Genomic DNA, 18,280 nt, shown 5'->3' on the forward strand with positions numbered 1-18,280 from the left:
ATGAGCCTCTATAAGATTGGGAAACTGCTCTGCAGTGTGATTTTTTATCCTCTGTACCGGATTAAAGTTGTAGGAAAAGAAAACATTCCTGCGGATGGGCCGGTCATTATCTGTTCCAACCACATATCAAACGTTGACCCGCCGGTAGTTGGAATTACGAGCAGCCGGAATATTTACTTTCTCGCCAAAGAAGAGTTGTTTAAAAACCCTTTGATTGGGGGAATATTGAAAAAAGTCCACGCGTTCCCAATCAAACGCGGGATGAGAGACAGAAATGCTCTCCGCAAGGGTCTGGATATTCTGAAAGAAGGTCACGCCCTGGGATTGTTCCCTGAAGGAACGAGACAGAAGAGTGGGGAAATTGGTCAGGGACTGGCCGGTGCTGGTTTCTTTGCCCTTCGATCCGAAGCTGTGATCGTTCCCTGTGCCATTATTGGGCCTTATCAGAAGTTTAAGCGTCTGAAAGTCGTTTATGGAGAACCGATAGATTTGTCGGAATACCGTGAACAGAAAGCTTCTGCCCAGGTCGTAACGGACCGGATCATGGAAGAAATCAGACAATTGCATAAAATTCATCAATGATATGGCGTAATCACTTGACAAAATGCTCTAAATATTAGAAGTTAGACAAAAGGGCATTTCTGTATTATTAGGTTGTGTCGGAAATTGAAGGAGGTAGCTTGGTATGGATGAAATGAATCAGGAAGTATCAGGAATGAAAGAATTCTCTGCAGGGGACATCGTGACTGGTAAGGTCGTGAAAATTGAAGAAAAACAAGTCCTTGTAGATGTTGGATATAAAGTCGAGGGGATTGTACCCATCAGTGAATTATCCAGCCTTCATGTAGAAAAAGCATCAGACGCAGTTAATGAAGGGGACGAATTAACCCTGCAGGTGAAGAAAGTAGAAGATGATGAAATTGTACTTTCCAAGCGTGCTGTTGACGCTGATAAAGCGTGGCAGGATCTTGAGGCTAAATTCGAAAGCGGAGAAATCTTCGAGGCTGAAGTCAAGGACGTTGTCAAAGGCGGTCTTGTTGTAGATATTGGTCTTCGCGGATTTATTCCAGCTTCTCTAGTTGAGACGTATTATGTGGAAGATTTTGAAGACTACAAAGGGAAAACTCTTTCTCTTAAAGTGGTTGAGCTTGATCGTGAGCAGAACCGTGTCATTCTTTCCCACCGTGCGGTTGTGGAAGAAGAGGAATCAGCTAAGAAGCAGGAAGTTCTTCAATCCCTTGAGGAAGGACAGGTCATTGAAGGTACAGTACAACGCCTTACTGACTTTGGTGCGTTTGTAAACCTTGGCGGTATTGACGGTCTTGTACATATCTCCCAGCTATCCCACCAGCATGTGGAAAAAGCGGCAGATGTGGTCGAAGAAGGCCAGTCCGTGAAGGTTAAAGTGCTTTCTGTTGATCGCGACAATGAAAGAATTTCTCTTTCTCTTAAAGCTACGCAGCCTGGACCTTGGCACGATATCCAGAATAAGGTGAACTCTGGAGAAACTCTTGAAGGGACGGTACGCCGCCTTGTGAGCTTCGGTGCCTTTGTCGAAGTCTTCCCTGGAGTAGAAGGTCTTGTGCACATCTCCCAGATTTCCAACCGCCATATCGGTACGCCGGATGAGGTGCTTGAAGAAGGACAGACGGTTCAGGTTAAGGTTCTTGATGTGGATGAAGGGGCGAAACGCCTTTCTCTAAGCATGAAGGAACTGGAGCGCGATGAAACACGTGCGGATATTGAACAGTATGAAAAAGAAGAGGACAATTCCGGCTTCTCCCTAAGCGATATGATTGGTGACAAGCTGGATAAATACAAAAAATAAAACGTACGTGGTGATGGATATGAGCAGATCAAAAAGGAAGATTGATCATATCCGCCATGCTTTAGGTCATGAACGGGCGCCTTACAATCATTTTGATGATGTGAATATTGTTCATCAGAGTCTCGCCCGTTTGGATTTTAATCAAATCACGTTAAAGGCACAAGCAGGGGAACTTAATTTAAGTTCCCCTCTTTTTGTCAATGCGATGACCGGAGGAGGCGGAGAAAAGACAAGGGAAATCAACCGCGACCTGGCTGTTGCTGCAAAGGAAACAGGTATAGGTATGGCCGTGGGGTCCCAGATGTCCGCGATCAAAAGGCCGGAAGAGCGGTCCACCTATGAAATTGTAAGAGAAATGAACCCTGATGGCGTAGTGTTTGCGAATGTGGGCAGTGAGGCATCGCTTCAACAGGCAGTGGAAGCGGTGGACATGATTGATGCAAATGCCCTTCAGATTCATATCAATACGCTGCAGGAACTAATCATGCCGGAAGGAGACAGAGACTTCTCTTCCCGTATGTCCAATATTCAAGCAATTGTTGAAGGGATGGACCGGCCGGTGATTATTAAAGAGGTCGGTTACGGCATGTCGATGGAAACGGCGCAGACGCTTTATGATATAGGGGTCCGTTACATAGACGTCGGCGGACGGGGGGGGACCAACTTCTCAAGAGTAGAGAATCTGCGCAGGGAAAAGCCTTTGTCCTCCTTTAATAACTGGGGGATTCCTACACCCGCCTCCATACTTGAAGTGAAGAGCAGCCAAACGATGCACGTATTTGCTTCCGGAGGGATCAGGCACGGTCTGGATGGAGCGAAAGCGGCAGTTCTCGGAGCAAGTGGGTTCGGAATGGCCGGCTCTTTATTAAAGGTTCTAATGGAAGAAGGCAGAGAGGCGCTTATTGAAGAAATTAACCATGTTCACCAGGAATTCAAAATGGCTATGATGCTGTTAAATGCCTCAAGTCCTGAGGAGCTTCATCAGAAGCCTCATGTGCTTACTGGAGAGACTAGGACTTGGCAGGAGCAGCGGATCACTAAAGACCTATGACATTCATGTCATAGGTCTTTTCTTTTTTGCTCTATGTTTAAACCGATATATTACCTTCCATAATAACGGTGAAGGAGTTGGAAAGTATGGCGGTTTACTGGTATGCCTGGGTGCTTATGATTTGTATCTGGTTTTTTATGAAACAAACGTCGGCAAGAACATCTCTGTTGTTTTTTTTGTGTGTTCTTATGTGCACATTCAGCTGGACGTTTATTCATCCGTCTGTCTACCTATATGCCCATCTGGGCCTTCTCATGGTGTTCGGTCTTCATTTACTATCCTTTCAACAAAGGCCGCTTGTGATCTACTTTTGGCTGTTTTTCTTAAGTATCGGCTTTTCATCTGTCAGCCTTTTTATAACCATCCATCCTGTCTGGACACATCTGCCTGGATTTTCGTTGGGGGTTGCCGTTGTCCTGTTATTGAGAATGATTTTAAGTGATTTAAGAGGGATCGCCGGTTTCTGGCTGACTATGAACGGAGCGGGCATGACGCTCACTTATGTAGTTCTCCGCTTATACGGAAGAGAAGGCGTGGTTATGACAGCGCCCCTGCTTGTTTTTGCTCTTAAAGGCCTTTTAATTCTTCTTTTTGTGCATGGTTTACGTACATTGAAGAAAAATAATGCAGGAGCAGGAAAAAGTAAATATAAGGGAGACGCATATGCATGAATGAATATACATATCCCATTTTGTTCGGGATTATTGCTGGAACAGTGCTTCGGGTATTTATGATGCGGACGGATTACCGTCAGTATCCTACATATCTTCACGGGAAGATTATCCATTTATCATTAGGGTTTATTGCTGCTGCCCTGGGTACAATTGCTATTCCGTCCATTATGGAAAAAGAATTTACTGCGGTTACATTTCTGACGCTGGCTGCTTCGCAATTCAGGGAGGTCCGCAATATGGAGAGGAATACGCTCGCTGAGATGGACAGCTATGAACTTGTGCCCCGTGGAAACACTTATATTGAAGGAATTGCCGTAGCTTTTGAGAGTCGGAATTACCTGGTGATATTTACGTCATTCACTGTGACACTTTGTTATCTGGCTGTTAATGTATGGGTGGCTCTGGGAGCGGCAGTGGCTTGTTTCGTGCTTTCTTCCTTGTTAATGAGCGGCTCTAAGCTGGGAGATATTGTAACAATTGAACAGCGGGAGCTTACCTTTGATGGTGCTGGACTGTACGTGGATAATATCTACATTATGAATATCGGTCTGCCCGAACGGCAGGATGAAATATTAAGGTATGGGATGGGGTTCATTTTAACCCCGAAATCCTTCAACATCCGCTCTACGATTGCCAACCTCGGTCAGCGCCAGGCGATTCTGCATGATGTTTCTGTAACGCTGGGAGTCTTCCGTGATTCAGGAACCCCTGCTCTTGTGCCGCTGATTAAACGCGATTTAAATGATGGACGGATCGGAGTATTTATTCTCCCTCAGGAAAAGGACCCCGACAGAGCCCGGGAGGTTATAGCCAACGTCCCGGTGCTTGAGAATGCTATACAAAAACCCGGGAAAAGGAGTGGGTGATGATAGATGAAAATGGAAAAAGCGATTCTCGCCTCCATTACGACGCTTGAGAATAAAGTTCAGGGAAGTGCTGCGGTGTTTAAATGTGAAACCAAAGAGGAGATGGAGGCGGTGGCTGCTAATTTGGAGGCTATTCTCGACGGGATTGCCCACCGGTTGAGTGACCAGCTCTATATTATCGTCAAGCATTGAACGCTGAAGAAAGAATTGTTTCTTTTCCTAAAGTCTGCTAAGATAAGAAAGTTAATGGCTTGCTGCTGTTCTTCGGGTGATGGGCGGAAACCATCAAGCCGCAGGGGAGCAGTCTTTTTTTGCTTTTCACTGCTGTTGAAACATGAAATAATGAAAATAGAATGAAGAAAGGATGATCCTTTCATGAGAAAATCAGTAATTGCGATCGTAGGACGACCGAATGTCGGTAAATCAACCATTTTCAACCGGCTGGTTGGAGAAAGAATATCTATAGTAGAAGACACACCCGGTGTGACCAGAGACCGGATTTATGCAGAAGCCGAATGGCTTACTTCCACATTTAATATCATTGACACAGGTGGAATTGAAATCGGAGATGAGCCTCTTCTTGTGCAGATGCGCGCACAGGCTCAGGTGGCTATTGATGAAGCAGATGTTATCGTCTTCATGGTTAATGGCCGGGACGGCATTACCGGAGCCGATGAAGAAGTGGCTAAACTTCTCTTTAAATCCAATAAGCCGGTTGTACTGGCTGTCAATAAAGTAGACAACCCGGAAATGAGGGAAAACATCTACGAATTCTATTCCCTCGGTTTTGGTGAACCGTTCCCGATTTCCGGTACGCACGGGCTCGGCCTTGGGGATCTGCTGGATGAAGTGGTTAAACATTTCCCTGAACAAATCCAGGAGGAAATCGACGATGATACCATCCGGTTCAGCTTGATTGGACGACCCAATGTTGGGAAATCCTCGCTGGTGAACAGTCTGCTGGGACAGGAGCGCGTCATTGTCAGTGATATTGCTGGGACTACAAGGGATGCAGTGGATACCCCGTTTACGAAAGATGGCCGTGATTATGTCATTATAGACACAGCGGGGATGCGCAAACGCGGAAAAGTGTACGAATCTACCGAGAAGTACAGCATCATGCGTGCCTTGAAAGCGATTGAGCGTTCCGACGTTGTTTTAACGTTAATTGATGCGGATACAGGGATACAGGAACAAGATAAGAAAATCGCGGGGTATGCCCATGAAGCCGGTAAAGCTGTCGTCATTGTCGTGAATAAATGGGACACGCTGGATACCGATGAAAAAACAATGAAGGAATTCGAGGATAAAGTCCGCGATAACTTCCGATTCCTTGATTATGCTCCGATTGTCTACCTGTCAGCTAAAACGAAGAAAAGAATTCACACCCTGCTTCCGAGAGTGCTGGAAGTCAGCGAAAATCATGCGAAACGGGTGCAGACCAACTTGTTGAATGAAGTTATTATGGACGCACTGGCTATGAATCCTTCACCTTCTATTAAAGGTCAGAAGCTGAAGATCTTCTATGCCGCGCAGGTGTCTGTGAAACCACCGAGTTTTGTGGTATTCGTGAACGAACCTGAACTTATGCACTTCACGTACGAACGATTCCTGGAGAACAGGATCCGGGAAGCCTTTGGATTTGAAGGAACTCCAATCAAAATCTTTGCAAGAAAACGGAGTTAAGCTGTAGGAAGGGAGTAGATACTGTGGAAAAGATTGCGGTTTTAGGTGCAGGGAGCTGGGGGACAGCCCTGGCTCTCGTTCTGGCTGATAATGGTCATGATGTCCATTTGTGGGCGCATCGGAAGAGCCTGGCTGATGAAATTAGCCATACACATAAAAACGAAAAGTATCTGAAAGGTGTGGAACTGCCTGAACACCTTCAGGCCACCCATGAAATGGCAGAAGCCGTAAAGGGGGCGCGCCATATTCTTCTGGCCGTTCCGACAAAAGCCATGCGTGAAGTGTGTGCCCGGTTGAAAGACCTGTTAGAAGAAAAGGTCATCCTCACTCATGCTGCGAAAGGGATTGAACCTGGAACATATAAACGGGTATCTGAAATCATAGCTGAAGAAATCCCGAGGGAAAGTTATGAGGATATTGTCGTTTTATCAGGACCGAGTCACGCCGAGGAAGTCAGCCGCAGGCAGCCGACGACCGTGACGGTATCTGCTTCTGATTTATCCGTGGCTGAGAAAGTCCAGGATCTTTATATCAACCATAAATTTCGTGTCTACACGTCCCCGGACCTTGTCGGCGTAGAGCTCGGAGGTGCTTTAAAGAATATCATCGCACTGGGGGCCGGTATTTCAGACGGCTTAGGATATGGAGATAACGCCAAGGCTGCTCTCATTACGCGGGGGCTTGCTGAGATTGCCCGTCTCGGCACATCGATGGGAGCGAATCCTCTGACATTCTCGGGTTTGACCGGAATCGGCGATTTGATCGTTACATGTACTAGTTCCCACAGTAGAAACTGGCGGGCAGGATACAAGCTTGGGCAGGGCAGCGGGCTTGAACAAGTCCTTGAAGATATGGGGATGGTCGTCGAAGGGGTTCGAACAGCCAAGGCTGCTTATCAGCTTGCCTCCGATCAGGACGTTGAAATGCCGATCACCACAGGTATATATCAAATCCTGTTTGAGGATAAAAGCCCGCGGGACGTTGTCGATCAGCTGATGACAAGAATCCGCAGGCATGAAATGGAGGATTTGACAAATATCCTGGACCAGCGGATGAATGACTGACACATATGGACCTCTGTGCATATACTACACAGAACCTAATGCACGAGGAGGTCAATTGTTCATGAGTGATTTTCAAAAAAGTATTTTTGATCACCTGAAGAAAAAAGCAGACATCGATGCTCAGGATGTATTCAAGGTCGCTGATAAGGTCCAGCACGCCGATTTTTCTGATGAGAAAACGGTACGTGGACTGGTCCGCCAGCTGGCACAGGTCGCCGGCAAAAACATATCGAAACAGAAGGAAGACAAAATTGTTGAAGCCGTCATCAGCCAGAATATGCCTCTGGATTTGAATACGTTAGGTAAATTCTTGAAATAATTACGAACGGGTGGGCGCCTGAGGAGGCGGACTTTCCATCGTATGCATAAGATAACACGCAGCAATCATTACACATGAGCTGGTCAGGGAATTGTTTAGTCACCCGGGGTGGGAACGCCCCGGCTTTTTTTATGTATCCGTTTACGAACCGGATATGATATAATATCAAAAGTCGAATGTACATCAAAGGAGGGCCACTTATGTCTGAATCCATGCTGAACATGTACATATCCTTTGCGGGAATCATCTCCTTATTCCTTGCCATAGGTTTAATCTATTTAAGCAGATTTAAGTTGAAAGGCATTTTTTCGGCCGTTACCGCCGTTTTTGCCTATCTATTTATGATTGTGGGCGGATTGATTATTTTCTACATTGTACTCAGCGGCCCAACCGCTTGACGAAGGAGGAAACAGCATGAAGATTTTCCGCTGCTCAGGGCTTCTCATTCTTCTTTTCCTGTTAACCGGGTGTTTGTATCCTCAAGAAAGACTCCAGAAAAACCAGGTTCCCAATGATCAGCAGCTGAACATGGTCCAGGAGGCGGTAGATACCTATCAGGAGAGAACAGACGGGCTTCTTCCCATTAAGACGAAGGACCAGGACACACCGGTCTTTCAAAAATATCCGATTGAATTCAGCAAGCTGAAGGAAATGAACATTATTGGAGAACTCCCCGGGACATCCTTCGAAAACGGGGGGCATTATCAGTACGTCATTATTCATCCGGAAACGGATCCAACGGTGAAAGTGCTGGACCTTCGGACGACGGAGGAAGTCAGGTCTCTTCAAGTGAAGGTCAAATTCTATAAAGATAACAACCGTTATCCTCCTCTTGGTGATTTTGTGTCCAAGGGAGTGTACGAGCTGGACTATGAGAAGATTGGTATGGACGAACCGCCAATGATTGACAGTCCTTATTCAGACCAGCGTCTGCCTGTTTATCTGGATGAGCAGGGACAGGTCTACATCGATTACAGGAAAGACCTCTATGCGTATCTTCGATCCGAAGACCATGCCTATAAGGCGGGCGAGGATATTCGTTTTCTTCTGACGGATCATACGCCGATCGTTCCTGCCTATTCAACCGCTTATACGGTGGAAGAAGGAGAGCCTGTGTTTTTACATGCGTCTCCTTCTTCCTGAGTGAGCCGTTCCCAAATGGGGGCGGTTTTTTCTGCTCTCTGCGGCCATCCGCTCCGTCGGAACGGTCCCCACGACGTGATTATAGATTTCTGACATATTTACCTGGGACAACGTCATAGAATCAGAGTGTCTAGGCTTGTATGGTGGTGAAATCACATTTGGGAGGGGATCCTTTGGAAAAGGTTGATATCTTCAGTGATATTTCCAAACGGACAAATGGAGATATTTATTTAGGTGTTGTCGGTGCCGTACGAACAGGTAAGTCAACATTTATAAAGAAATTTATGGAGCTTGTTGTACTACCCAACATGGATGAGGAATCAGACAGGGAACGTGCTTTGGATGAACTGCCGCAGAGTGCAGCTGGGAAAACCATTATGACCACCGAGCCTAAATTTGTCCCTAACCAAGCGGCTAATATTACAATAGATGACCATCTGGATATCAGGGTCAGGATGGTGGACTGTGTGGGTTATGCTGTCAACGGGGCTGTCGGCTACGAAGATGAACACGGGCCGAGAATGATTCACACGCCATGGTACGAGGAGGCCATCCCGTTTCATGAAGCGGCTGAAATCGGGACTCAGAAAGTCATCCAGGAGCATTCGACGATCGGCATTGTTGTCACAACAGACGGTACCATCGGTGAAATACCGAGACAGGACTATGTCGAGGCTGAGGAAAAAATTGTTGAGGAACTGCGGGAAGTCGGTAAGCCTTTTATTATGATCATTAATTCTGCCCAGCCTCATCACCCGAACACGGAGCATCTGAGGGAATCCCTCTCAGAGAAATATGATATTCCGTGCCTGGCTCTTTCTGTTGAAAGTATGAGAGAACAAGATGTTCAGAGTGTCCTTCGTGAAGCGCTTTTCGAATTTCCAGTGCTTGAGGTGAACGTAAACCTTCCAAGCTGGGTGATGGTCCTGGATTCCAGACACTGGTTGAGAACGAATCTGCAGACGGCGATTGAAGATACAGTCAAGGACATTAAGCGTCTGCGTGATGTAGACCAGGTTGTAGGAAACTTTGATCAGTATGAGTATATAACAGGGGCGCATATTTCAGGCATGGATCTTGGTGAAGGGATCGCTGAAATTGACCTCCAGGCACCGGAGCACTTATATGATCATGTGCTCAAGGAAATTGTAGGAGAAGAAATCCGGGGCAGGGATCATCTGTTGGAGATTATGCAGGATTTCTCTCACGCGAAACGGGAATATGATCAGGTGGCCGATGCTCTCCAAATGGTGAAACAGACCGGCTATGGCATTGCAGCGCCGTCGCTGGAGGATATGACACTTGATGAGCCGGAAATCATCAGGCAGGGGTCCAGATTCGGTGTGCGGCTCAAGGCGGTAGCCCCTTCCATTCATATGGTGAAAGTAGATGTACAATCCGAATTTTCACCGATTATCGGAACAGAGAAACAGAGTGAAGAGCTCGTTCGATATTTAATGCAGGACTTTGAGGACGATCCATTGTCGATCTGGAATTCCGACATTTTCGGCCGCTCCCTGAGTTCCATTGTGAGAGAAGGCATTCAGGCGAAACTGGCATTAATGCCTGAAAATGCCCGGTATAAACTGCAGGAAACGCTGGAGCGGATTATCAATGAAGGTTCAGGAGGAATGATTGCAATTATTCTGTAACGGCTCTTATTAAGAGCCGTTTTTATTTTTTTCTGGAATGGATTCATAAGCTGAAGCGGTTTAATGACCGGCCTCTTTTAAAGGGAATGGGGGATGGCGCAGCTGTCTGGACGGACGGAATGGAGCGCTTTCACGAAGGGCGGTTTTCTGGAAACCTTGTGTTTTCAGGCTTTCCAGACGAAGAAATTCAAAAAAAATTTCCTGAAAAACTTTGAAATGAAGGATTTTTTAAATAGAACGTCGTATTAACTTATGAGAAGATGTTCATACTGGTACAAACGTTGTCATGACGGGCTTTGAGATGTTTTTTTCAATTCTCGGACATTTCCGTACCTGAATAGGCAATGAACAACTATTCAGCGTTGAAATCGCATTGTAACGCGTTTTTTAAAGGATTGTCTATTGAATTTCGTGAAAAACTCGTTTATTATAAGGCTTGTCATCAAATGATGACCGTTAAATAAACATTTATAGCGGTTTTAACACCGCTTGAATGAGTTTAACCTTCTCGGGAGGAGGTGAATGTCATGAACAAAACAGATCTAATCAATGCGGTATCTGAAAAAGCAGACCTTTCTAAAAAAGATGCGACTCAAGCTGTAGATTCTGTATTCGAATCTATCATGGATTCACTAAAAGATGGTGACAAAGTCCAGCTTATTGGATTCGGTAACTTTGAAGTTCGTGAGCGTGCGGCACGTAAAGGCCGTAACCCGCAGACTGGTGAAGAGATCGAAATCTCTGCAAGCAAAGTACCAGCGTTCAAACCTGGTAAAGCCCTTAAAGATGCGGTTAAATAATCAGCTACATAGGGCTTGGGAAAAGGGTGCACATTGCACCCTTTTCCTTTTTTTCATAGTAAAAAGCCGTACAGGCGTCCATACTGTTCTTGAATCGTTCCATCCAGCTCATTCAACAGGGTGGATATTTTGACAAAGACGGCTCATTAAGACATAGTTAAGATAAAGAAGGAGGGCTCCTGCGATGTCTGCATCCAACAACGATTTTTTCGTAATTAAAGCACTGGAAGATGGTGTGAATGTCATCGGTCTTACGAGAGGGACGGATACAAGGTTCCACCATTCCGAAAAGCTGGACCGCAATGAAGTGATGATTGCTCAGTTTACAGAGCATACATCCGCTGTTAAAGTACGCGGAAAGGCGGTTATTCAGACGAGCCACGGGGAAATGACCAACGACGCAGAGTGATGGATGTCCTCTGTTGTCCGATACATACAGAGAATGGCGAAATATGCTACAATAGGAATGTTTATTAGTGTTCAGGAAGGGACCGGGTGATCATGTTGAATTCTTCAGATAACGATATTAAGCAGCTCAAAAGTAAAATCGCAGCCAAGGTCCGCCATCCTTATTTGGTTCGTTTTATACCTGAGCCGCACATCGACGACGACAAACTTGTTATCTTATCTTCCATTATGAACCATACAACGCTGACGGTGGAGAAGAAAGAGCAGTACATCATCACGACCATGCTTGTACAAATCGCTCTGGACACCCATGATCTGGTTACCTTAACTGATGACGAGGATGATAAAGAAACAGTGAGACACCGCCAGCTGACAGTATTGGCCGGCGATTATTTCAGCGGGCTCTATTATTATCTATTATCCCAGTTGAATGATATTCCAATGATCCACACGCTTGCTGGAGCCATCAAGGAAATCAATGAACTTAAGATGGAGCTGTACTATAAGGATGTAGAGTCTTTCCAGGAATTCCTTGAGGGTGTGAAAAAGATTGAGTCGCTGCTCATCCAGAGGGTGGCTGCTTATGTTCAAAAAACAGCTATCAATGATATGGCCGGAGAGTGGCTCCTTGCCAAAAAATTGATGGAGGAAAAACGCAGCTATCAGGAAGGGAACGTATCCCCGTTAATTGAAGCCCTTGTAAAAAGGTCCGGACTATTCGGTAATCAGGGACAGGTGATCGGAAACCTTGAGCAGATGCTTCAAAATCACGTACACCATCTTGAGACAGCGGTTTCCCAGCTGCCTATTCATTTCAACTGGCTGAAATCCTACGTCCATGCAGCCATTCATCATCAATTTAATCATAGACAGATAGCGGAAGAAGGGTAAGTGTTTATGGATCCACAGACTAAAGAAGAACGGGTACACCACGTGTTTGAGAAAATATACGAACGTTATGATAGTATGAATTCCATTATTTCTTTCCAACAGCACCGGCTGTGGCGGAGGGACGTCATGAAACGCATGAACGTCCAGCCCGGGGATACGGCCCTGGATGTCTGCTGTGGAACAGGTGACTGGACAATGGCTCTAGCGGAAGCCGTCGGCGGTAATGGGAAAGTGACCGGCCTGGATTTCAGTGAGAATATGCTTTCTGTCGGTATCAAGAAAAAACTGGCCGGAAGAGTCCGGCAGGTCGAGTTTCAGCATGGGAATGCGATGGCTCTTCCATTCGAGGATGATCAATTCGATTTTGTAACCATTGGCTTTGGTTTAAGGAACGTCCCTGACTACCAGCAGGTGCTGCGGGAAATGTTCCGGGTCGTCAAGCCTGGCGGCAAAGTCGTTTGTCTGGAAACTTCTCAGCCGACAAATCCATTTTTTAAGCGGATGTATTACCTTTACTTCGGAAACATTATGCCGCTTTTCGGCAGGATATTTGCCAGGAGCTATCAGGAATACAGCTGGCTTCACGAATCCGCCAAGGACTTTCCTGGTAAAAAAGAATTAAAAATGATGTTCGAGGAAGCTGGTCTTTCCAATGTCATTGTCAAATCCTATACAGGCGGCGTTGCAGCTATGCATATGGGTGAAAAGCTTTAACCGAGGATGAACTACAATGAAATTAGCCATGATCTACTCGTTTCTAAAAAATGACCTGGCTGTAATTGAAGATGCAGTCAATGATACCATTCAGTCCAATAACACCGTTTTGAGGGATGCGTCCAGCCAGCTTCTCCAGGCGGGAGGGAAGAGGATCCGCCCTGTATTCGTTCTTCTTGGGGGCAGATTCGGCGATTATGACATTGAACGAATGAAAGCCGTTGCGGTATCTCTTGAACTGATCCATACTGCATCGCTCGTTCATGATGATGTCATTGATGAAGCTGAGCTTAGAAGAGGAGAGCCCACCATCAAAGCAAGATGGGACAACCGGATTGCTATGTATACAGGGGATTACATATTTGCCCGCTCCCTGGAAACGCTGTCGGTTCTTGAAAACCCGAAGGCCCATCAGATTCTGGCTAAAACCATGGTCGAATTATGTCTGGGTGAAATCGAACAGATTAAGGACAAGTATAACGTCCACCAAAATCTCCGCACCTATATGCGTCGGATTAAGAGGAAAACCGCCCTTCTTATTGCGGCAAGCTGTCGTCTCGGGGCGATTGCTGCGAATGTGGACGAGGAGAAAGAAAAGGCTCTCTACCGCTATGGATACAATGTAGGGATGTCCTACCAGATTATTGATGATGTGCTGGATTTCACGGCTTCCGAAGAAGAACTCGGCAAACCGGCCGGCAGTGATCTTCTCCAGGGGAATGTGACGCTCCCTGTGCTTCTCTCTATGGAAAATGCAGATTTCAAGAAGAAGCTGCAAAGAGCTTTCACAGGATCAGAAGAGGAAACAAAGGAAAAATTGCAGCCTTTAATCGAAACCATTCAGACCAATGGTTCCATTCAACGTTCCCTTGAGATCAGCGACCTGTATCTGCAGAAAGCCTATCAGTCCTTGAATGAGCTTCCCGCAGGCCGTGCCAAGCAGACATTGAAAGGAATTGCCAAGTATATTGGAAAAAGAAGGGCATGATTCTATTGCCTTTCCTTTCATTGTTTGATAGACTTTTTATGGCACTTATTTAAAAGCGCTTTCAGACTATACATAAGATGAGGTGTTTGTCATGGAAAAGACTTTTTTAATGGTTAAACCCGACGGTGTTCAGCGTAATCTAATTGGAGAAATTATGAGCAGGTTCGAACGAAAAGGATTCAAGCTGGCTGGTGCCAAGCTGATGCCTGTTCCACAGGGGTTGGCAGAAGAGCATTATGGTGAGCATAAAGAGAAACCTTTCTTTGGTGAATTGGTCGAATTCATCACCTCCGGCCCTGTATTTGCGATGGTATGGGAAGGCGAGGATGTAATAGCAGCTGCTCGTCAAATGATGGGGGCTACAAAGCCTTCGGAAGCTGCTCCAGGGACGATCCGCGGGGACTTTGGTATGATCGTTGGAAAGAATGTCATCCATGGCTCCGACTCAAAAGAAAGTGCAGATAGAGAGATCTCCCTGTTCTTCAACGATGGAGAACTTGTAGATTATCAAAAAGACAGCCTTTCCTGGGTCTATGAGTGAACGTAAAAACCGCCTCCGGGCGGTTTTTTTGTTTCTGCCGTTCTATATTTACAACGGAGAATCGGTAGAGTAATCTAAAAGTTAGATTACTGATTAGAGGGGGGCAGGAATGAAAGATGACTACATAACCTTTACGGAAAACGTCCATTCAAAAACAGGGATTAATCTATCTCTGTACAAGGAGACACAGATGAAGCGGAGACTTACATCACTGCGGGATAAGAGGGGCTTTCGTACCTTCTTCCACTACTACAAGGCGGCGGAAGAGAACGAGGGACTTCTGGAGGAGCTTATGAACAAGATCACCATCAATGTCTCTGAATTTTACCGGAACAGGCAGCGCTTTGATGTACTGGAAAAGAAGGTGATTCCACACTTATTGGAAAAGAGGGGGCGTCTCCGTATATGGAGTGCAGCCTGCTCCACGGGGGAAGAGCCCTATACCCTGGCGATGATCTTATCGCGTCTGGCTCCCAGCGACCGGGTGGAGATTATTGGCACGGACATCGACCCTCAGGCTCTCGCACATGCCAGGGAAGGGCTTTACCACGAACGCTCACTCAAAGAAGTGTCCCCGGAAGGAAAGCAGGCGCATTTTACCAAAGAAGGATCTTTTTACCGGATTGATGAAGATATAAGAAAACGTGTGAAGTTCAAGGAACACAACCTGCTTGCTGATGAATTCCCTTCCCGGTGCGATCTTATCGTATGCCGCAACGTCATGATTTATTTTACTGACGAAGCTAAGCAGGAATTATACAGAAACCTTAACCGGGCACTTGTGGATGATGGTATCTTATTTGTAGGAAGTACCGAGCAGATTTTTTCCCCAGAACACTATCATTTCAAGGTTTTTGATACCTTTTTTTACCAAAAGATAAACCGAACATCTTTGATGTTGTAAGTTGAAGCGTTTTCATAAGAGAATAATGAAAAAAATTGAATTTTTCGATGTTACAAAAGGGATTCCTTATGATATAGTAGTATCTAAAATTTATCCCCCGCACCGGGGGTACCTATACAGGAGGACAATATTCATGCGCTACTTAACCGCTGGTGAATCACACGGAAAACAACTGACTACAATACTTGAAGGCATTCCTTCTCATCTTCCACTTTTGAGAGAACAGATCAATGAATCACTCATACGCCGCCAGGGTGGCTACGGCCGTGGAAAACGGATGCAGATTGAAAAAGATCTCGTAGAAATTACAAGTGGTGTAAGACATGGATATACATTAGGGTCTCCCATTACGCTGGTTGTACATAACGATGATTTTAAGCATTGGACAGATATTATGGGAGAAGATCCACTCCCGGAAGGAACAGATAAAATCCGAAGAACCGTGACGAAGCCCCGCCCGGGCCACGCCGACCTTAATGGCGGTATGAAGTATGGACACCGGGATATGCGGAATGTCCTGGAAAGATCTTCAGCAAGGGAAACAGCCGCAAGAGTAGGAGCAGGAGCTGTTGCAAAGGTTCTCCTTAAGGAACTGGGAATTGAAGTCGCCGGTTATGTAAGAGAAATCGCAGGCATTGTAAGTGATGTCGATGAAAACCTAACCTTGAGCGAACGCCGGGAAATTTCGGAAGCTTCTCCTGTCCGTACGTTCGACGAACAGGCCGCTGAAAAAATGATGAAAGCCATTGATGAAGCGAAAAAGGACGGAGACTCGATCGGTGGTGTCACCGAAGTATATGTCGAAGGAATGCCTGCGGGTCTTGGGTCTTATGTCCAGTATGACCGTAAGCTTGATGCTAAGATTGCCCAGGCTGTGATGAGTATTAACGCCTACAAAGGGGTTGAATTTGGAATAGGCTTTGAAGCAGCCCGGAAACCGGGAAGCCAGGTTCATGATGAGATCCTTTGGAGTGAAGAAGAGGGGTACACACGCAGAACGAACCGTCTGGGCGGCTTTGAAGGTGGAATGACTACAGGAATGCCGATCGTTGTAAAGGGTGTTATGAAGCCGATTCCGACGTTATACAAACCTCTGCAGAGTGTAGATATTGAAACAAAGGAACCGTTTAATGCAAGTATCGAGCGCTCAGATTCCTGTGCTGTCCCGGCAGCGTCTGTCGTCATGGAGCATATCGTAGCTTTTGAACTGGCCAAAGCCATTACAGAGGAATTTCCTTCCGATTACTTCCCTCGTCTTAAGCGTGCGGTGGATGATTACAGAAAAGAAATCAGGGACTTTTAATGAAAACATTACAAATCAAGGCAAGCACACATGAATATGAGGTTGTCCTTGGAGAGGGGATCCGTCATAAGATCCCTGCATTGCTGGAAAAAGAGTATCAGTCCATCCTGATCATCACCGATGATCAGGTATCGGATTATTACCTGGAAGATGTGAGGCAGTCGTTTACCGGTGGACAGCACGTTCATACGGCTGTTGTTCCAAGTGGGGAAGCATCAAAAAGCATGGAGTGTTACGAGCTGCTCCTGGATGCCTGTACCACTCATCAGCTGGATCGCCGCTCATTGATTATCGCCCTCGGCGGCGGAATGATTGGTGACCTCGCGGGCTTTACCGCTTCAACGTACTTAAGAGGTGTCGATTATATCCAGGTACCAACGACGATCCTGGCCCATGACAGCAGTGTCGGTGGAAAAGTAGCCATTAACCACACCAGAGGGAAAAACCTGATTGGCAGCTTTTATAACCCTCAGAAAGTTGTATATGACCTTGAAACCATTGCCACGCTTTCCCGGAAGGAAATTCGCTCAGGCTATGGAGAAGTCATTAAACACGCCTTTTTGAGTGATGGAAACTGGCTTGACAGCCTTCTTGATTTATCATTAGACACTTTGACAAGCGCTCAACTGGAAGAGGACTTATATAAAGGCATACAAGTGAAAGCCTCCATCGTCGAAAAAGACGAGAAGGAAGCGGATATCCGCCAGTATCTGAACCTTGGGCATACACTTGCGCATGCTGTGGAATCCGAGCTGGGGTACGGAAAAGTCACTCATGGAGAGGCCGTCGCTCTGGGGCTGTTGTATGCTCTCAAATTAAGCAGCAGAAACAGCAGTAAAGATTTACGGGTAAAAGATTATGTAACCTGGATGCGCGTCAATCACTACCCATTGAATATCCTGGATGATCTTGATGCTGAGAAGCTGGTGGAACGGATGAAATGGGATAAGAAAACCATCGGCCGGCAGATCAACTTTGTCCTGCTGGATGGGGTTGGTCATCCTTATGTCCAGGCCATGGATGACAGTGTACTGTTGAATGAATTAAAATGTGTAATAGAAGAGGTGGGGAACGGATGATGATTAGAGGAATCCGAGGAGCTACGACCGTTGAAAACAATGAACAGGACGAAATCATCAGCCGGTCATTAGAAATGATGCACGCCATCATTAAAGCGAATCAACTGGAAGCGGAAGATATAGTTTCTGTTTACTTTACCGTCACAGAAGACGTAACGGATACTTTTCCAGCCAAGAGTTTAAGGCAGATCGATGGATGGACCTATGTTCCCGTTATGTGTATGAAGGAAATTCCAGTGCCCGGAAGTCTGAAGAAATGCATCAGGGTCATGGTAACTGCCCGGACGGATAAAAAGCAGTCTGAGATCCAGCATGTGTATCATCATCAGGCCGTTCAGCTGCGCCCTGATTTAAAGAGTTGAGAGGAGT

The 18,280-nt window shown here is 46.0% G+C and carries 22 protein-coding genes; all 22 read left to right on the top strand.

Annotated elements, in window-relative coordinates; genetic code table 11:
* The 22 genes from GLV97_RS09150 (at position 1) to aroH (ending at position 18,273) form a co-directional block, all read left to right on the top strand.
* On the top strand, positions 1-582 hold the full coding sequence (locus GLV97_RS09150; RefSeq protein WP_160835826.1) for a lysophospholipid acyltransferase family protein: 582 nt from the start codon (positions 1-3) through the stop codon (positions 580-582).
* Between the two features lie 103 nt (positions 583-685).
* Entirely contained in the window at positions 686-1,828 is a 1,143-nt protein-coding gene (rpsA, locus tag GLV97_RS09155) for a 30S ribosomal protein S1 (protein ID WP_160835825.1), read from the top strand.
* Positions 1,829-1,847: 19 nt separating this feature from the next.
* A complete protein-coding gene (gene fni, locus GLV97_RS09160) occupies positions 1,848-2,879 on the top strand; it encodes a type 2 isopentenyl-diphosphate Delta-isomerase (protein WP_160889546.1) in 1,032 nt (343 codons plus the stop codon).
* Between the two features lie 86 nt (positions 2,880-2,965).
* The gene (locus GLV97_RS09165; protein WP_160835823.1) at positions 2,966-3,550 is read left to right on the top strand and encodes a YphA family membrane protein; all 585 of its coding nucleotides are present in this window, start codon (positions 2,966-2,968) and stop codon (positions 3,548-3,550) included.
* A complete protein-coding gene (locus GLV97_RS09170) occupies positions 3,547-4,419 on the top strand; it encodes a YIEGIA family protein (RefSeq protein ID WP_160889547.1) in 873 nt (290 codons plus the stop codon). The genes GLV97_RS09165 and GLV97_RS09170 overlap by 4 nt, the downstream gene beginning before the upstream one ends.
* A 6-nt stretch (positions 4,420-4,425) precedes the next feature.
* Entirely contained in the window at positions 4,426-4,611 is a 186-nt protein-coding gene (locus GLV97_RS09175) for a capping complex subunit for YIEGIA (RefSeq protein ID WP_160835821.1), read from the top strand.
* Positions 4,612-4,794: 183 nt separating this feature from the next.
* Positions 4,795-6,105 (top strand): ribosome biogenesis GTPase Der, encoded by a 1,311-nt coding sequence (gene der / locus GLV97_RS09180; RefSeq protein WP_160835820.1) that lies wholly within the window; start codon positions 4,795-4,797, stop codon positions 6,103-6,105.
* 23 nt (positions 6,106-6,128) lie between these two features.
* Positions 6,129-7,169 (top strand): NAD(P)H-dependent glycerol-3-phosphate dehydrogenase, encoded by a 1,041-nt coding sequence (locus GLV97_RS09185; RefSeq protein ID WP_160889548.1) that lies wholly within the window; start codon positions 6,129-6,131, stop codon positions 7,167-7,169.
* A gap of 61 nt (positions 7,170-7,230) precedes the next feature.
* The gene (locus tag GLV97_RS09190; protein WP_160835818.1) at positions 7,231-7,488 is read left to right on the top strand and encodes a stage VI sporulation protein F; all 258 of its coding nucleotides are present in this window, start codon (positions 7,231-7,233) and stop codon (positions 7,486-7,488) included.
* A gap of 200 nt (positions 7,489-7,688) precedes the next feature.
* Complete coding sequence (locus GLV97_RS09195; RefSeq protein ID WP_027954426.1) at positions 7,689-7,886, top strand: DUF2768 domain-containing protein; 198 nt, start codon at positions 7,689-7,691, stop codon at positions 7,884-7,886.
* 16 nt (positions 7,887-7,902) lie between these two features.
* Positions 7,903-8,631 carry a hypothetical protein gene (locus GLV97_RS09200; RefSeq protein ID WP_160835817.1) on the top strand — a complete coding sequence of 243 codons (729 nt, stop codon included), beginning with the start codon at positions 7,903-7,905 and terminating at the stop codon, positions 8,629-8,631.
* A gap of 173 nt (positions 8,632-8,804) precedes the next feature.
* A complete protein-coding gene (gene spoIVA / locus GLV97_RS09205) occupies positions 8,805-10,283 on the top strand; it encodes a stage IV sporulation protein A (RefSeq protein WP_160835816.1) in 1,479 nt (492 codons plus the stop codon).
* 527 nt (positions 10,284-10,810) lie between these two features.
* Entirely contained in the window at positions 10,811-11,083 is a 273-nt protein-coding gene (locus GLV97_RS09210) for an HU family DNA-binding protein (RefSeq protein WP_008638574.1), read from the top strand.
* 184 nt (positions 11,084-11,267) lie between these two features.
* Positions 11,268-11,492 (top strand): trp RNA-binding attenuation protein MtrB, encoded by a 225-nt coding sequence (gene mtrB, locus GLV97_RS09215; RefSeq protein ID WP_160835815.1) that lies wholly within the window; start codon positions 11,268-11,270, stop codon positions 11,490-11,492.
* A gap of 92 nt (positions 11,493-11,584) precedes the next feature.
* On the top strand, positions 11,585-12,382 hold the full coding sequence (locus GLV97_RS09220) for a heptaprenyl diphosphate synthase component 1 (RefSeq protein ID WP_202409577.1): 798 nt from the start codon (positions 11,585-11,587) through the stop codon (positions 12,380-12,382).
* 6 nt (positions 12,383-12,388) lie between these two features.
* Positions 12,389-13,096 (top strand): demethylmenaquinone methyltransferase, encoded by a 708-nt coding sequence (locus GLV97_RS09225; protein WP_160889549.1) that lies wholly within the window; start codon positions 12,389-12,391, stop codon positions 13,094-13,096.
* 16 nt (positions 13,097-13,112) lie between these two features.
* On the top strand, positions 13,113-14,084 hold the full coding sequence (hepT, locus tag GLV97_RS09230) for a heptaprenyl diphosphate synthase component II (RefSeq protein ID WP_160835812.1): 972 nt from the start codon (positions 13,113-13,115) through the stop codon (positions 14,082-14,084).
* A gap of 91 nt (positions 14,085-14,175) precedes the next feature.
* On the top strand, positions 14,176-14,625 hold the full coding sequence (gene ndk, locus GLV97_RS09235; protein ID WP_160835811.1) for a nucleoside-diphosphate kinase: 450 nt from the start codon (positions 14,176-14,178) through the stop codon (positions 14,623-14,625).
* Positions 14,626-14,734: 109 nt separating this feature from the next.
* On the top strand, positions 14,735-15,529 hold the full coding sequence (locus tag GLV97_RS09240; protein ID WP_160889550.1) for a CheR family methyltransferase: 795 nt from the start codon (positions 14,735-14,737) through the stop codon (positions 15,527-15,529).
* 133 nt (positions 15,530-15,662) lie between these two features.
* The gene (gene aroC, locus GLV97_RS09245; RefSeq protein WP_160835809.1) at positions 15,663-16,832 is read left to right on the top strand and encodes a chorismate synthase; all 1,170 of its coding nucleotides are present in this window, start codon (positions 15,663-15,665) and stop codon (positions 16,830-16,832) included.
* Positions 16,832-17,911 (top strand): 3-dehydroquinate synthase, encoded by a 1,080-nt coding sequence (gene aroB / locus GLV97_RS09250; protein WP_160889551.1) that lies wholly within the window; start codon positions 16,832-16,834, stop codon positions 17,909-17,911. Before aroC ends, aroB begins: the two co-directional genes overlap by 1 nt.
* Positions 17,911-18,273: a chorismate mutase gene (aroH, locus tag GLV97_RS09255; RefSeq protein WP_160836473.1), complete on the top strand. Its 363-nt coding sequence runs from the start codon at positions 17,911-17,913 to the stop codon at positions 18,271-18,273. Before aroB ends, aroH begins: the two co-directional genes overlap by 1 nt.
* Positions 18,274-18,280: the final 7 nt, after the last annotated feature.

It is taken from the genome of Halobacillus litoralis, assembly GCF_009856355.1.
GTDB classification, from domain to species: domain Bacteria; phylum Bacillota; class Bacilli; order Bacillales; family Halobacillaceae; genus Halobacillus; species Halobacillus litoralis_B.

Bases quoted from the DNA above. Each gene is read 5' to 3' on its own strand.
- ndk (WP_160835811.1), top strand. From the start codon at position 14,176: ATGGAAAAGACTTTTTTAATGGTTAAACCCGACGGTGTTCAGCGTAAT.
- mtrB (WP_160835815.1), top strand. From the start codon at position 11,268: ATGTCTGCATCCAACAACGATTTTTTCGTAATTAAAGCACTGGAAGAT.
- GLV97_RS09240 (WP_160889550.1), top strand. From the start codon at position 14,735: ATGAAAGATGACTACATAACCTTTACGGAAAACGTCCATTCAAAAACA.
- aroH (WP_160836473.1), top strand. From the start codon at position 17,911: ATGATTAGAGGAATCCGAGGAGCTACGACCGTTGAAAACAATGAACAG.
- GLV97_RS09170 (WP_160889547.1), top strand. From the start codon at position 3,547: ATGAATGAATATACATATCCCATTTTGTTCGGGATTATTGCTGGAACA.
- der (WP_160835820.1), top strand. From the start codon at position 4,795: ATGAGAAAATCAGTAATTGCGATCGTAGGACGACCGAATGTCGGTAAA.
- GLV97_RS09210 (WP_008638574.1), top strand. From the start codon at position 10,811: ATGAACAAAACAGATCTAATCAATGCGGTATCTGAAAAAGCAGACCTT.
- GLV97_RS09225 (WP_160889549.1), top strand. From the start codon at position 12,389: ATGGATCCACAGACTAAAGAAGAACGGGTACACCACGTGTTTGAGAAA.
- GLV97_RS09150 (WP_160835826.1), top strand. From the start codon at position 1: ATGAGCCTCTATAAGATTGGGAAACTGCTCTGCAGTGTGATTTTTTAT.
- GLV97_RS09200 (WP_160835817.1), top strand. From the start codon at position 7,903: ATGAAGATTTTCCGCTGCTCAGGGCTTCTCATTCTTCTTTTCCTGTTA.
- aroB (WP_160889551.1), top strand. From the start codon at position 16,832: ATGAAAACATTACAAATCAAGGCAAGCACACATGAATATGAGGTTGTC.
- GLV97_RS09220 (WP_202409577.1), top strand. From the start codon at position 11,585: ATGTTGAATTCTTCAGATAACGATATTAAGCAGCTCAAAAGTAAAATC.
- rpsA (WP_160835825.1), top strand. From the start codon at position 686: ATGGATGAAATGAATCAGGAAGTATCAGGAATGAAAGAATTCTCTGCA.
- fni (WP_160889546.1), top strand. From the start codon at position 1,848: ATGAGCAGATCAAAAAGGAAGATTGATCATATCCGCCATGCTTTAGGT.
- GLV97_RS09190 (WP_160835818.1), top strand. From the start codon at position 7,231: ATGAGTGATTTTCAAAAAAGTATTTTTGATCACCTGAAGAAAAAAGCA.
- GLV97_RS09165 (WP_160835823.1), top strand. From the start codon at position 2,966: ATGGCGGTTTACTGGTATGCCTGGGTGCTTATGATTTGTATCTGGTTT.
- aroC (WP_160835809.1), top strand. From the start codon at position 15,663: ATGCGCTACTTAACCGCTGGTGAATCACACGGAAAACAACTGACTACA.
- GLV97_RS09195 (WP_027954426.1), top strand. From the start codon at position 7,689: ATGTCTGAATCCATGCTGAACATGTACATATCCTTTGCGGGAATCATC.
- hepT (WP_160835812.1), top strand. From the start codon at position 13,113: ATGAAATTAGCCATGATCTACTCGTTTCTAAAAAATGACCTGGCTGTA.
- GLV97_RS09175 (WP_160835821.1), top strand. From the start codon at position 4,426: ATGAAAATGGAAAAAGCGATTCTCGCCTCCATTACGACGCTTGAGAAT.